Source organism: Streptomyces sp. NPDC030893, from assembly GCF_055571535.1.
Map to the genome: position 1 here is coordinate 108,057 of NZ_JBVIFC010000008.1, position 13,984 is coordinate 122,040.

The 13,984-nt window shown below is 71.6% G+C and carries 13 protein-coding genes; 9 read left to right on the forward strand and 4 right to left on the reverse strand.

Annotated elements, in window-relative coordinates; all coding sequences use genetic code 11:
* The first annotated feature begins 49 nt into the window (after positions 1-49).
* The 4 genes from ACZ434_RS17460 to ACZ434_RS17475 are packed head-to-tail and all read left to right on the forward strand — an operon-like array spanning position 50 to position 3,666.
* A complete protein-coding gene (locus ACZ434_RS17460; RefSeq protein WP_468456600.1) occupies positions 50-862 on the forward strand; it encodes an AAC(3) family N-acetyltransferase in 813 nt (270 codons plus the stop codon).
* 31 nt (positions 863-893) lie between these two features.
* Positions 894-1,817: an ABC transporter ATP-binding protein gene (locus ACZ434_RS17465; RefSeq protein WP_468456602.1), complete on the forward strand. Its 924-nt coding sequence runs from the start codon at positions 894-896 to the stop codon at positions 1,815-1,817.
* Positions 1,814-2,584, forward strand: a complete 771-nt coding sequence (locus tag ACZ434_RS17470) for an ABC transporter permease (protein WP_468456604.1) — start codon at positions 1,814-1,816, stop codon at positions 2,582-2,584. Before ACZ434_RS17465 ends, ACZ434_RS17470 begins: the two co-directional genes overlap by 4 nt.
* A 53-nt stretch (positions 2,585-2,637) precedes the next feature.
* A complete protein-coding gene (locus tag ACZ434_RS17475; RefSeq protein ID WP_468456607.1) occupies positions 2,638-3,666 on the forward strand; it encodes a COX15/CtaA family protein in 1,029 nt (342 codons plus the stop codon).
* On the opposite strand, the gene ACZ434_RS17480 is transcribed toward ACZ434_RS17475, so the two are convergent.
* The 4 genes from ACZ434_RS17480 to ACZ434_RS17495 form a co-directional block, all read right to left on the reverse strand.
* Positions 3,624-4,358 carry a nucleotidyltransferase domain-containing protein gene (locus tag ACZ434_RS17480; protein ID WP_468456609.1) on the reverse strand — a complete coding sequence of 245 codons (735 nt, stop codon included), beginning with the start codon at positions 4,356-4,358 and terminating at the stop codon, positions 3,624-3,626. The two genes, ACZ434_RS17475 and ACZ434_RS17480, sit on opposite strands and share 43 nt — an antisense overlap.
* An 18-nt stretch (positions 4,359-4,376) precedes the next feature.
* Complete coding sequence (locus ACZ434_RS17485) at positions 4,377-5,483, reverse strand: amidohydrolase family protein (protein WP_468456611.1); 1,107 nt, start codon at positions 5,481-5,483, stop codon at positions 4,377-4,379.
* Positions 5,484-5,567: 84 nt separating this feature from the next.
* The gene (locus tag ACZ434_RS17490; protein WP_468456613.1) at positions 5,568-5,900 is read right to left on the reverse strand and encodes a hypothetical protein; all 333 of its coding nucleotides are present in this window, start codon (positions 5,898-5,900) and stop codon (positions 5,568-5,570) included.
* Between the two features lie 93 nt (positions 5,901-5,993).
* Positions 5,994-6,947: a heme o synthase gene (locus ACZ434_RS17495; RefSeq protein ID WP_468456615.1), complete on the reverse strand. Its 954-nt coding sequence runs from the start codon at positions 6,945-6,947 to the stop codon at positions 5,994-5,996.
* A 345-nt stretch (positions 6,948-7,292) separates the two neighbouring features.
* On the opposite strand from ACZ434_RS17495, the gene tkt reads away from it, so the two are divergent.
* Genes tkt through pgl form a run of 5 tightly spaced genes read left to right on the forward strand, consistent with a single transcriptional unit; the run spans position 7,293 to position 13,899 of the window.
* Positions 7,293-9,380 (forward strand): transketolase, encoded by a 2,088-nt coding sequence (tkt, locus tag ACZ434_RS17500; RefSeq protein ID WP_468456617.1) that lies wholly within the window; start codon positions 7,293-7,295, stop codon positions 9,378-9,380.
* A gap of 35 nt (positions 9,381-9,415) precedes the next feature.
* Positions 9,416-10,534, forward strand: a complete 1,119-nt coding sequence (gene tal, locus ACZ434_RS17505) for a transaldolase (protein WP_468456619.1) — start codon at positions 9,416-9,418, stop codon at positions 10,532-10,534.
* 4 nt (positions 10,535-10,538) lie between these two features.
* Positions 10,539-12,062, forward strand: a complete 1,524-nt coding sequence (zwf, locus tag ACZ434_RS17510; protein ID WP_468456621.1) for a glucose-6-phosphate dehydrogenase — start codon at positions 10,539-10,541, stop codon at positions 12,060-12,062.
* Positions 12,059-13,111, forward strand: coding sequence for a glucose-6-phosphate dehydrogenase assembly protein OpcA (gene opcA / locus ACZ434_RS17515; protein ID WP_468456623.1), 1,053 nt, complete (start codon positions 12,059-12,061; stop codon positions 13,109-13,111). Before zwf ends, opcA begins: the two co-directional genes overlap by 4 nt.
* Positions 13,108-13,899 carry a 6-phosphogluconolactonase gene (pgl, locus tag ACZ434_RS17520; RefSeq protein ID WP_468456625.1) on the forward strand — a complete coding sequence of 264 codons (792 nt, stop codon included), beginning with the start codon at positions 13,108-13,110 and terminating at the stop codon, positions 13,897-13,899. The genes opcA and pgl overlap by 4 nt, the downstream gene beginning before the upstream one ends.
* The last annotated feature ends 85 nt before the right edge of the window (positions 13,900-13,984 follow it).

Sequence of the window (13,984 nt, forward strand, 5' to 3'; positions counted from 1 at the left end):
CGATCAAACCGGTGGCGCCCGGCGGCTGCTTCCCGCACACTCCCCGACCATGACCGCACCCGCTCCGACCGGCCCACTCGTCACCCGCGACACCCTCACGGCGCACCTGCGCGAGCTCGGCGTCCGGCCGGGCGAGACCCTCCTCGCGCACTCCTCGCTCAGCTCCCTCGGCTGGGTCAACGGCGGACCGGTCACGGTCGTCCGCGCGCTGCTCGACGTGCTCGGCCCGGACGGCACGCTGGTGGTTCCCACCCAGTCCGGCGATCTCTCCGATCCTGCGCTGTGGCAGGCACCGCCGGTGCCGGAGGAGTGGTGGGAGACCATCCGGGCCACGATGCCCGCCTACGACCCGCTGACCACTCCCTCGCGCGGTGTCGGCGTCATACCCGAGACCGTACGGACCTGGCCGGGAGCCCTGCGCAGCGGTCACCCCCAGACCTCGTTCGCGGCGGTCGGCTCCCGCGCGGCGGAGATCGTCGCCGGGCACGCCGCCGACTGCCGGCTCGGTGAGCGGAGTCCGCTGGCGACACTGGAACGGCTCGCCGCGCGGGTGCTGCTGCTGGGTGCCGGATACGACACCTGCACCGCCTTCCACCTGGCCGAATACCGCGTTCCCTCTCCACGCGTGGAGGTGGGCCGCCCCGGCCCGGACGGCTGGGAGACGGTCACCGAGGTGTCGATCACCTCCGAGGGCTTCGACGAGCTGGGGCACGACTTCGAACGCGACCGTCCCGTCGTACGCGGCCGGGTCGGAGCCGCCGCAGCGCGGCTGTTCGGGGTGGCGGACGCGGTGGCCTACGCGGAGGGCCGGCTGGCGACGCACCGGCCCCGTGAGGAGGAGTTCCAGCACCCCACGGTCTGAGACCCCGGCCGCCTCCCTAGACTCGTGTCCCATGCGAAGTGAGCCCGTGGTCCAGGTGCAGGCCCTGGTGAAGCGGTACGGCACGAAGACCGCGGTGGACGGCCTCGACCTGGTGGCCCGGCAGGGCGTGACCGCCGTGCTCGGCCCCAACGGGGCGGGCAAGACGACCACGGTCGAGACCTGCGAGGGGTACCGGCGGCCGGACTCCGGCACCGTACGCGTCCTGGGCCTCGACCCGGTGCGGGAGTCGGCGGCGCTGCGTCCGCGCGTCGGCGTGATGCTCCAGTCCGGCGGCGTCTACTCGGGCGCGCGGGCCGACGAGATGCTCCGGCACGTGGCGAAGCTGCACGCGCACCCCCTGGACGTGGACGCGCTGATCGAGCGCCTCGGGCTCGGCTCCTGCGGCCGTACGACCTACCGGCGGCTCTCCGGCGGCCAGCAGCAGCGGCTCGCGCTGGCGATGGCCGTGGTGGGGCGCCCGGAGCTGGTGTTCCTGGACGAGCCGACGGCCGGCCTCGACCCGCAGGCCCGCCGCGCCACCTGGGACCTGGTACGGGACCTGCGCGCCGACGGCGTCTCCGTGATCCTCACCACCCACTACATGGACGAGGCCGAGCAGCTCGCCGACGACGTGGCGGTCATCGACGCCGGCCGGGTCATCGCCCAGGGCTCCCCCGAGGAGCTGTGCCGGGGCGGCGCCGAGAACACGCTCCGCTTCTCCGGGCGGCCGGGACTGGACGTGGCCTCGCTGCTGAAGGCCCTGCCCGACGGCTGCACGGCCGCCGAGGTGCTCCCGGGCACGTACAGGGTGATCGGCGACGTCGGCCCGCAGCTGCTCGCCACGGTGACGTCCTGGTGCGCACAGCACGGCGTGATGCCGGACCGGATCTCGGTGGAACGCCACACCCTCGAGGACGTCTTCCTGGAACTCACCGGCAAGGAGCTGCGCGCGTGACCGCCACCGGCACCTACACCCCGAAGCCGGGGGCCGCCCCCCTGGCCCGCATGATCGCCGCCCAGGCCGCGCTCGAGACGAAGATGCTGCTGCGCAACGGCGAGCAGCTGCTGCTGACCGTGATCATCCCCACGCTGCTGCTGGTGCTGTTCGGCACCGTGGACGTCGTGGACCTCGGCGAGGGCGAGCCGGTGGACTTCCTCGCCCCCGGCATCCTCGCCCTCGCGGTGATGTCGACGGCGTTCACCGGGCAGGCCATCGCGACCGGCTTCGAGCGCCGCTACGGGGTGCTGAAGCGGCTCGCCTCCTCGCCGCTGCCCCGCTGGGGGCTGATGACCGCGAAGACGCTGTCGGTCCTGGTCACCGAGGTGCTCCAGGTACTCCTCGTGACGGTCATCGCCCTCGCGCTCGGCTGGTCCCCGCAGGGCGACCCCCTGTCCGTCGCCCTGCTGCTGCTCCTGGGCACGGCCGCCTTCTCCGGGCTCGGTCTGCTGATGGCCGGCACCCTCAAGGCCGAGGCGACGCTCGCCGCCGCCAACCTGGTCTTCCTGCTGCTGCTCGTCGGCGGCGGGGTGGTCGTGCCGCTGGACAGGTTCCCGGACGCGGCCCAGGACGTGCTCGGCCTGCTGCCCATCTCGGCCCTCTCGGAGGGCCTGCGGGACGTGCTCCAGCACGGCGCCGGGATGCCGTGGGGCAACCTCGCCGTCCTCGCCGTGTGGGCGGTCGCGGGGCTCGCGGCGGCCGGGAAGTTCTTCCGCTGGGAGTAGGCCCCGTGCCCGGAACCGACCCTCGTGAAAGCGTGCACAAGCGGCGCCTTACGATGGGACGCGTGCCAAACGTGACCCGCGCCGACACCCCGACGGTCCTGCGCAACCCGCTCGCCTTCATCGCCGCCCGCTGGACCCCGGATCCCCGGACCGTCCGCAGGGCGGCCCTCGCCGCGCTCACCATGGCGGTGGTCATCGTGGTCACCGGCGGTGCCGTCCGGCTCACCGGTTCCGGCCTGGGCTGCCCGACCTGGCCCAAGTGCACCGACGACTCGCTGACCAACACCCGCGAGATGGGGATGCACGGCGTCATCGAGTTCGGCAACCGGCTGCTGACGTACGTGCTGTGCGCCGCCGTCGGCTGGGCGATCGTCGCCGCGCGCTCCCGGAAGCCGCACCGGCGCGGCCTGACCCGGCTGGGCTGGGCCCAGTTCTGGATCGTCATGGGCAACGCGGTCCTCGGCGGCATCGTGGTTCTCGTCGGCCTGAACCCGTACACGGTCGCGGCGCACTTCCTGCTCTCCTCGGCGCTGATCGCGGTGGCGACGGTGATGTGGCAGCGCACACGTGAGGGCGACGCCGAGCCCCGTCCGCTGGTCGGCAAGGCCGTGCGGCAGCTGGTGTGGTTCATGGTGGCCGCCTCCGTGCTGCTGATCGCGGTCGGCACGGTGGTCACCGGGGCGGGTCCGCACGCGGGTGACTCCAGCGAGGTCCCGCGGATGCCGGTGGACTGGGAGACGGTCAGCAAGCTGCACGCCGTGCTGGCGTGGATCGTGGTGACGCTGACGTTCGCCCTCTGGTTCGTGCTGAAGGCGGTCGACGCCCCCAAGGGCCCACTGGCCCGCACCCGAGAGCTGTTCGTCATTCTGCTTCTCCAGGGAGCCATCGGCTACGTCCAGTACTTCACCGACCTTCCCGAGGTCCTGGTCGGCCTGCACATGTTCGGTTCGTGCGTGATGTGGATCTGGGTGCTCCGGGTGCTGCTGTCGCTGCGCGAGCGGCCGGAGGCCGCGGTGCCGGAGGCGGCCGTACCGGCTGCTCAGGCGCCCGCCACCAGCGCGTCGATCGCCGGCCCCAGGTAGTCCCTGGTCAGCCGGGCCCGGCGTACGGTCCATCCCCCGGCGGGCGGCGCGGGATCGTCGTAGCGCCGCCGCCTGATGTCCTCGACGACCTCGCCGGGCGCGCCGAGGCCGGGCAGCACGTCCAGGGCCTCCCGCTTGGAGATCAGACGGCCCTCGCGCAGGGTCACGGTGGCGCGGGCGAAGGTCAGCAGGCCCAGGTCGACCCACACGTCCTGGGTCCAGTTGGCGGCCCGGTCCACCTCCCGCCGCCAGTAGTCGCGCTGGTCGCGCACCACGAAGTCGGCGAGCTCGCCGTCCGGCACCGGCGGCAGTACGTCCGCGGGCGGCACCCCGCGCAGGACCCGGCCAAAGCGGTGCAGCTCGGTGCGGGTGACCGGGGTGACGGGGCGCTTGAAGAGCTGCTCGTGCGCCCAGGTCAGGTGGCGCCGCTCGGCACCCGCCGCGGTTCCCGGTGTCAGATAGGTGCAGTGCAGCCGGTCGGCGAGCGGCTCGTCCCGCAGCCGGGCGTGCAGCAGCGCGACGCGCCACAGGGTCCGGGCCGTGACCGGGTGGTCCAGGACCGCGATCACGTCCAGATCGCTGCGGCCCTCCCGGTAGTCACCGGCGGCCAGCGAGCCGTGCGCCCATACGGCCACAGGAGTGAGCGGCGCCAGGCCGGTGAGGAAGCGGTCGAGTAACGCGTCGGTCGGCATCCGCCCAGTCTTCACAGGTCAGTGCAGTCTGTACACCCTGCCCGCGTTCCCCGAGGCGATCAGGCCGGCCACCCGCTGGGCGTCGTCGAGCGACCACGCCCCCTCGGCCACCCAGGTGCCCAGCACCCGGTCCAGCGCCTCGCGGAACAGCTGCGCGCCGACCACGTGCAGCTCGGGCAGGCCGCGGGCGCCGCTGGAGAAGAGGATCTTGCCGAAGGGGGCGAGTTCCAGGATCTCCGCGAGGACGGTCGCCGCGCGGGCGCCGGTGCGCACCAGGGCGGCCCCGCAGTCGGCGTAGACGTGCGGGAACACCCCGGCGAGGTGAGCGGCGTGCCGGTGGTACGGGTAGCCGTGCAGCAGCACGAGGTCGGTGCGGAGCCCGGCGGTGGCCCGGACGAAGTCGGTCAGCAGCACCGGGTCGGTGCGGTCGACGCGGGCGCCCGGGGCGCCGAGCCCGGCATGGAGCTGCAGGGGCAGACCGGAGGCGACCGCGATCCACAGCAGGTGCCGCAGCAGCACCGGGTCGTTCAGCTCGTCCCCGGCCCGGCGCCCGGCCAGCCAGCGCCCCGCCGCACCGCGCACCTCCCCGGCGCCCGGCGCCTCGGGGGCGAGCGCCAGCCCGTTCCGGGGCCCGGCGACGGAGGTGAAGGCGACCGCGTGGGCGGCGGCGCCGTGCACGGACTCGGCGAGGTTGGCGAGGAAGGAGCCGACCGTGCCGGAGGTGTCGGCGACCTGTTCGGCGAGCTGCTCCAGGCGCACGATCTCGTGCGCGTCCGCGTCGCCCGCCCGGCCCAGCTCGGCGGGCCCGGTGAGATCCTCGGGCAGGCCGGTGTCGACGAGGTAGGCGGTGATGCCGCTGCCCCGCAGCAGCCGGCGCCCGGCCTCGAGCATGCCCAGTTCGCGGCGCCGGGCGAGGTACCGGGCGGGCGGGCAGTGCGGCTCCAGGCCGAGCAGGGGCGGGCACCAGCGGCGTACGGCGAACCCGGTCTGGGTGTCGAAGAGGGTGGTGCCGGGGGCGGGCGGTCCCTCGGTGCGGGCCAGCTGGGCCTCGAAGGTGCCGAGGCCCAGCTCCGTGCGGAGTACGCCGTGACAGTACTGGTCCACGAGGGACGGCGGGTCGATCATCTCCGGGCTCTCCCCGTGTGGACGCGGTCGCTGCCTGCACGTCCTAACGGGTGAACCGGTGAGTAGGTGTTGCCCCGGCCGGAATCAGCTGTTCGAAGGGCCGCCGACCTGGATGCCCGCCATCCGGCTCCACTCGTACGGTCCCGTCCTCACCTTCGCCGCGAACTCGCCGTCGAACTCCTCGTGGACGGTGATGCCCGCCTTCTCGACGGCCTTGTGGGCGATGTCCATCGAGGGGGCGAAGACGTCGCCCCATGCGCCGTCCTCGCCGACGAGGACGATCCGGGCGCCGCGCTGCCCGAGATACTGGATCTGCCCCTCGGTGCCGCCGTGCGCCTTGGCGAAGCCGCCGATCTGCTGGGCGAGCCGGGCCGCCTTCTTCCCGGCCTTCGGGTCCACCTGCTGCGTGTCTGCCATGACCAGGATGCTACCGACGGGTAGATCAAACGGCGACGGGCGGGGTCCGTGGCCTTGACCACGTACCCCGCCCGGGCGCCGTACGAAGAGCGGTCAGCGCAGGAACGGGTCCACCGCGACGGCGAGGAAGAGCAGCGACACGTAGGTGATGGACCAGTGGAACAGGCGCATCTCCTTGAGCTTGCCGCCCGTCACCTCGGCCTTCGCGCGGTTCAGCAGCGCGTGGGCCTCCCACAGCCACCAGCCGCCCGCCGCGAGGGCGACGGCCGTGTAGAACCAGCCGGTGTAGCCGAGCGGGGTGAGCAGCAGGGACACGCCGACCATGACCCAGCTGTAGAGCACGATCTGCTTGGCGACGGCCTTGTTGCCGGCGATGACCGGCAGCATCGGCACGCCGACGCGCGCGTAGTCGTCCTTCACCTTCATGGACAGCGGCCAGTAGTGCGGCGGTGTCCAGAAAAAGATGACGAGGAAGAGGATGACCGGCGCCCACGCCATCGAGTTGGTGACCGCGGACCAGCCGATCAGCACCGGCATGCAGCCGGCGATGCCGCCCCACACGATGTTCTGCGACGTCCGCCGCTTGAGGATCATCGTGTAGACGACGACGTAGAAGAGGAGCGCGCCGAGGGCGAGCCAGGCGGAGAGCCAGTTGACGGTGAGGCCGAACAGCAGGGTCGAGACGACGGCCAGCGTGATGCCGAAGGCGAGGCACTCGCGCGGGCTGACCATTCCGGTCACCAGCGGACGCTGCGAGGTGCGGTCCATCAGCGCGTCGATGTCGCGGTCGATGTACATGTTGAGCGCGTTGGCGCCGCCCGCGGACAGGTAGCCGCCGACACAGGTCAGCAGCACCAGCTTCAGGTCGGGCACGCCCTGCTCCGCCAGGAACATCACCGGAACGGTGGTGATGAGGAGCAGCTCGATGATCCGCGGCTTGGTGAGCGCCACGAAGGCCATCAGACGGGCCTTGAACGGCCGATGTGCGGTGCTCTGACTGCTACCCAGCACTCCCGCTGGACGGGATTCAACGGCCGTCACGTACACCCCTACAGAGACATCCCAGCAAGCCTGCCCAGGTGAAGTGGCGGTAAAGGCTCGCGCGTACCACGCCACTGTAGACGTTGCCCAGACCCGGACATTCGCGGGGGTCGGCTCGTGTTGGACGGCGCCCTCCGAGGTGCGGCTCGCGGCTCGATTGAGCACCCGGATGAGCGGCTCCGTATTCATCTGCCGAATGCGGAAACTTCCCAGTCAGGAGGCGGATCGACGGCACTGCCCGCACTCTGGAACGACTCGGGAGAACGCGCGTCCTACGGGGGTAGGCTCGACCACGCCGGTGGGCATTTCACCGGCCGTCCGAATGCATGTGGAGAGGAGCCCTGACTCAGGGTGAGCACTAAGCCGACCACCACAGACCTCGAGTGGACCGACTTGGATCAGCGGGCCGTGGACACCGCCCGCATCCTGGCCGCCGATGCCGTACAGAAGGTCGGTAACGGCCATCCGGGTACGGCGATGAGCCTGGCGCCTGCCGCGTACACCCTCTTCCAGAAGGTGATGCGGCACGACCCGGCGGACGCCGACTGGGTCGGGCGCGACCGTTTCGTGCTGTCCGCCGGTCACTCGTCCCTGACCCTCTACACCCAGCTGTACCTGGCCGGCTTCGGCCTGGAGCTGGACGATCTGAAGGCGTTCCGCACCTGGGGCTCGAAGACTCCCGGCCACCCGGAGTACGGCCACACCACGGGCGTGGAGACCACGACCGGCCCGCTGGGCCAGGGTGTCGCCAACGCGGTGGGCATGGCGATGGCCGCCCGCTACGAGCGCGGTCTGTTCGACCCGGAGGCCGCCCCGGGCGAGTCCCCGTTCGACCACTACGTCTACTGCATCGCCGGTGACGGCTGCCTCCAGGAGGGCATCTCCGCCGAGGCGTCCTCGATGGCCGGGCACCAGAAGCTGGGCAACCTGGTGCTGCTGTGGGACGACAACCACATCTCCATCGAGGGCGACACCGAGACGGCCGTCTCCGAGGACACCGTCAAGCGGTACGAGGCCTACGGCTGGCACGTGCAGCGGGTCGCCCCGAAGCCGGACGGCGACCTGGACCCGCACGCGATCCACGCCGCGATCCAGGAGGCGAAGAAGGTCACGGACAAGCCGTCCTTCATCGCCATGCGCTCGATCATCGCCTGGCCGGCCCCGAACGCGCAGAACACCGAGGCCTCCCACGGCTCGGCGCTGGGCGACGAGGAGGTGGCCGCCACCAAGCGGGTGCTGGGCTTCGACCCGGAGCAGACGTTCGAGGTGTCCGACGAGGTCATCGGCCACACCCGCAAGGCGCTGGAGCGGGGCCAGGCGGCCCGTGCCGTGTGGGAGAAGTCCTACCAGCAGTGGCGGGACAACAACCCCGAGCGCGCCGCCGAGTACGACCGCATCGCCGCGGGCGAGCTGCCCAAGGGCTGGCAGGACTCGATCCCGGTGTTCGAGCCGGGCAAGGGTGTCGCCACCCGTGCCGCGTCCGGCAAGGTGCTCCAGGCGCTCGGCGCGGTGGTGCCGGAGCTGTGGGGCGGCTCGGCCGACCTGGCGGGCTCCAACAACACCACGATCGACAAGACGTCGTCGTTCCTCCCCGGTGACAACCCGCTGCCGGAGGCGGACCCCTACGGCCGCACGATCCACTTCGGCATCCGTGAGCACGCCATGGCCGCGGAGATGAACGGCATCGCGCTGCACGGCAACACCCGCATCTACGGCGGCACCTTCCTGGTGTTCTCCGACTACATGCGCAACGCGGTCCGGCTGTCGGCGCTGATGCACCTGCCGGTGACGTACGTGTGGACGCACGACTCCATCGGTCTGGGCGAGGACGGCCCGACGCACCAGCCGGTCGAGCACCTGGCCTCGCTGCGCGCCATCCCCGGTCTGAACGTGGTCCGCCCGGCGGACGCCAACGAGACCGCGATCGCCTGGCGGGAGATCCTCACCCGCTGGACGAAGGAGTTCGGCAAGGGCACCCCGCACGGTCTGGCGCTGACCCGCCAGGGCGTGCCGACGTACGAGCCCGACGAGGACGCAGCGAAGGGCGGCTACGTGCTGTTCGAGGCCGAGGGCGGCGAGCCGGAGGTCGTTCTGATCGCCACCGGCTCCGAGGTGCACGTCGCCGTCGAGGCGCGGGAGCGGCTCCAGGCCGACGGTGTGCCCACGCGCGTGGTGTCGATGCCGTCCGTGGAGTGGTTCGAGGAGCAGGACCAGGGGTACCGGGACAGCGTCCTGCCGCCCTCCGTGAAGGCGCGCGTGGCCGTCGAGGCGGGGATCGGCCTCACCTGGCACAAGTACGTCGGTGACGCCGGCCGCATCGTCTCCCTGGAGCACTTCGGGGCCTCCGCCGACGGCAAGGTGCTGTTCGAGGAGTTCGGCTTCACCGCCGAGAACGTGGCCGCCGCGGCCCGGGAATCGCTCGCCGCGACCCAGCGCTGACGCTCACACAACGACACGTAGGAGATGGAATTTCCATGACAGACGCACTGAAGCGCCTTTCCGACGAAGGCGTCGCGATCTGGCTGGACGACCTGTCGCGCAAGCGGATCACGTCCGGCAACCTCGCCGAGCTGATGGACCAGCAGCACGTCGTGGGCGTCACCACCAACCCGACGATCTTCCAGAAGGCGATCTCCGAGGGCGACGGCTACGACACGCAGCTGACCGACCTGGCCGCCCGCAAGGTCACCGTCGAAGAGGCCATCCGCATGATCACGACGGCGGACGTCCGGGACGCCGCCGACATCCTGCGTCCGGTCTTCGACGCCACCGACGGCCGGGACGGCCGGGTGTCGATCGAGGTCGACCCGCGGCTGGCGCACGACACCCGCGCGACGGTCGCCGAGGCCAAGCAGCTCGCCTGGCTGGTGGACCGCCCCAACACGCTGATCAAGATCCCGGCGACCGAGGCCGGTATCCCGGCGATCGCCGAGACCATCGGTCTGGGCATCAGCGTCAACGTGACGCTGATCTTCTCCCTGGAGCGCTACCGCAAGGTCATGGACGCGTTCCTGACCGGTCTGGAGAAGGCCAAGGAGCGCGGCCTGGACCTGTCGGAGATCCACTCCGTGGCGTCCTTCTTCGTGTCCCGTGTGGACACCGAGATCGACAAGCGGATCGACGCGCTCGGCACCGACGAGGCCAAGGCGCTGCGCGGCAAGGCCGCCATCGCCAACGCGCGGCTGGCCTACCAGGCGTACGAGGAGGTCTTCGCCTCGGACCGCTGGAGCGCGCTGGAGCGCGCCGGCGCCAACAAGCAGCGTCCGCTGTGGGCGTCGACCGGTGTGAAGGACAAGGCGTACAAGGCCACGATGTACGTGGACGAGCTGGTGGCGCCGAACACGGTGAACACCATGCCGGAGGCGACGCTGTTCGCCACCGAGGAGCAGGGCGGGATCCGGGGCAACGCCGTCGCGGGCACCTACGAGCAGGCGCGCGCCGACCTCGACGCGGTCGAGGCGCTCGGCATCCCCTACGACGAGGTGGTGCGGCTTCTGGAGGACGAGGGCGTCGACAAGTTCGAGGCGTCCTGGAACGACCTGCTGAAGTCGACCGAGGCGGAGCTCCAGCGCCTCGCCCCTTCGGAGGGCTGAGACCTTGTCGAGCAGCAATCCGCTGCGTGACCCGGCGGACCGGCGGCTCCCGCGTATCGCGGGGCCGTCGGGCCTGGTCATCTTCGGCGTCACGGGCGACCTGTCACGCAAGAAGCTCATGCCGGCCGTGTACGACCTCGCCAACCGGGGGCTGCTGCCCCCGGGCTTCTCGCTGGTGGGCTTCGCCCGCCGGGAGTGGGCGAACGAGGACTTCGCCCAGGAGGTGCACGACGCGGTCAAGGAGCACGCCCGCACCCCCTTCCGCGAGGAGGTCTGGCAGCAGCTCATCCAGGGCATGCGGTTCGTGCAGGGCACCTTCGACGATGACGAGTCCTTCGAACGGCTGCGCGCCACGATCGAGGAGCTGGACAAGGCGCAGGGCACGGGCGGCAACTTCGCCTTCTACCTGTCGGTGCCGCCGCGTTCCTTCCCGGTGGTCATCCAGCAGCTGAAGAAGCACGGGCTGGCCGACCAGACCGACGGGTCCTGGCGGCGCGCGGTGATCGAGAAGCCGTTCGGCCACGACCTGAAGTCGGCCGAGGAGCTGAACGCGATCGTCCACGAGGTGTTCGCGCCGGACCAGGTGTTCCGGATCGACCACTACCTGGGCAAGGAGACCGTCCAGAACATCCTGGCGCTGCGTTTCGCCAACACGATGTTCGAGCCGATCTGGAACCGGTCCTTCGTCGACCACGTGCAGATCACCATGGCCGAGGACATCGGCATCGGCGGCCGGGCCGGCTACTACGACGGCATCGGCGCCGCCCGTGACGTCATCCAGAACCACCTCCTCCAGCTGCTCGCGCTGACCGCGATGGAGGAGCCCGCGTCCTTCGACGCGGACGCGCTGGCCGCGGAGAAGACCAAGGTGCTCGGTGCCGTGCGGCTGCCGAAGGACCTGGGCCGGGACACCGTGCGCGGGCAGTACGCGGCCGGCTGGCAGGGCGGCGCGAAGGCGGTCGGGTATCTGGAGGAGGAGGGCATCGACGCCTCCTCGAAGACCGACACCTACGCGGCGATCCGGCTGGGCATCGACAACCGCCGCTGGGCGGGTGTCCCCTTCTACCTGCGCACCGGCAAGCGGCTGGGCCGCAGGGTGACGGAGATCGCCGTCGTCTTCCAGCGGGCCCCGCACTCCCCCTTCGACTCCACCGCCACCGAGGAACTGGGCTCGAACGCGATCGTCATCCGCGTCCAGCCCGACGAGGGCGTCACGGTCCGCTTCGGTTCCAAGGTGCCGGGCACGTCGATGGAGATCCGGGACGTCTCGATGGACTTCGCCTACGGCGAGTCGTTCACCGAGTCCAGCCCGGAGGCGTACGAGCGGCTGATCCTCGATGTGCTGCTCGGCGACTCCAACCTCTTCCCGCGCACGGAGGAGGTCGAGCTGTCCTGGAAGATCCTGGACCCGATCGAGGAGTACTGGGACGCCAACGGCAGGCCGGCCCAGTACCCGGCGGGTACGTGGGGACCCGTCGAGGCGGACGAAATGCTCGAGCGAGACGGACGGAGCTGGCGCCGGCCATGAAGACAGACCTCACGGACACCACGGCCAGCAAGATCAACAAGGCGTTGGTGAAGGGCCGCCGTGCCATCGGCACCCCGGCCGTCGGCATGGTGCTCACGCTGGTCATCGTGACGGACGAGGAGAACGCCTACGACGCCCTGAAGGCGGCGAGCGACGCCTCGCACGAGCACCCCTCGCGCACCCTCGTCGTCATCAAGCGCGTCTCCCGCTCGCTGCGCGACCGCACCCAGTCCCGGCTCGACGCCGAGGTCCGGGTCGGCGCGGAGGCCGGCACCGGCGAGACCGTCATCCTCCGGCTCTACGGCGAGGTCGCCGACCACGCCCAGTCGGTGGTGCTGCCGCTGCTGCTGCCGGACGCCCCGGTGGTGGTGTGGTGGCCGGTGAACGCGCCGCTGGACCCGGCCAGCGACCCGCTGGGAGCGCTGGCCCAGCGCAGGGTGACCGACACCTACGCCTGCGAGAAGCCGGTGGAGGAGCTCGCCGCCCGCGCCGACGCCTACACCCCCGGCGACACGGACCTGTCGTGGACCCGCATCACGCCGTGGCGTTCGATGCTGGCCGCGGCGCTGGACCAGGTCGCCTGCGAGGTGCAGGGCGTGGAGGTGGAGGGCGAGGAGTTCAACCCGAGCTGTGAGCTGCTGGCGATGTGGCTCGCGGACCGGCTGGACGTCCCCGTCAAGCGCTCGCACTCCGGCGGTCCGGGCCTCACGGCGGTCCGCATGGACACCGACTGCGGGCCGATCGCGCTGGACCGCGCCGACGGCTCGCTGGCGACGCTGTCCATACAGGGCCAGCCCAAGCGTGCGGTGGCGCTCAAGCGCCGGGAGACGGCGGAGCTCATCGCGGAGGAGCTGCGCCGGCTCGACCCGGACGACACCTACGCCTCGGCGCTGCGGTACGGCGTGGAACGCCTGAAGTCCGCGGACGGGGCCGATGCTCCGGCCAAAGGAGAACGGGAAGCGGTCCCCGCTCCCGTCGAGTCGGCTGCGAAAGCGCCCGCGGAACGGGCGACGGCGCAGGCACCGGTGAAGAAGGCGGCGGCGAAATGAGTACGACACCGCAGCTGGTCGTGCACCGGGACAAGGAGCTGATGGCGCGGGCCGCCGCGGCCCGGCTGATCACCGGGATCGTGGACGCGCAGGCCTCCCGGGGTGCGGCGTCCGTGGTCCTGACCGGTGGCCGCAACGGCAACGGGCTGCTGGCCGCACTGGCCCAGGCCCCGGCCCGGGACGCGGTCGACTGGTCCCGGCTGGACCTGTGGTGGGGCGATGAACGCTTCCTGCCGGAGGGCCACCCGGACCGCAATGTCACCCAGGCCCGTGAGGCGCTGCTCGACGCGGTGCCGCTGGACCCGAAGCGCGTGCACGCCATGCCCGCGTCGGACGGCCCGCACGGATCGGACGTGGACGCGGCGGCCGCCGCCTACGCGGAGGAACTGGCCGCCGCGGGCGACCCGGTCCCGGCGTTCGACGTCCTGATGCTGGGCGTCGGCCCGGACACCCATGTGGCGTCCCTCTTCCCGGAACTCCCCGCGGTCCGCGAGTCGGAACGCACGGTGGTGGGCGTCCACGGCGCCCCCAAACCACCGCCGACCAGGGTGACCCTGACCCTCCCGGCCATCCGGTCGGCGAGGGAGGTCTGGCTCCTGGCCGCGGGCGAGGACAAGGCGGAGGCAGCCGCCGTCGCCCTCTCGGGCGCCGGCGAGATCCAGGCCCCGGCAGCAGGCGCGAAGGGCACCACCCGCACCCTGTGGCTCCTGGACGCCCCAGCGGCATCCCAACTCCCCCACGCCCTCTTGAACAGCCCGTCTGGGGGTACCCCCTCTGGGGGAGCTTGAGGACGAGGCCCGCAGGGCCGAACGGGGGTCTGGGGCACAGCCCCGGCGACCGGACGGGAAGGGGCGGCGGGGGCGAAATCCCCCA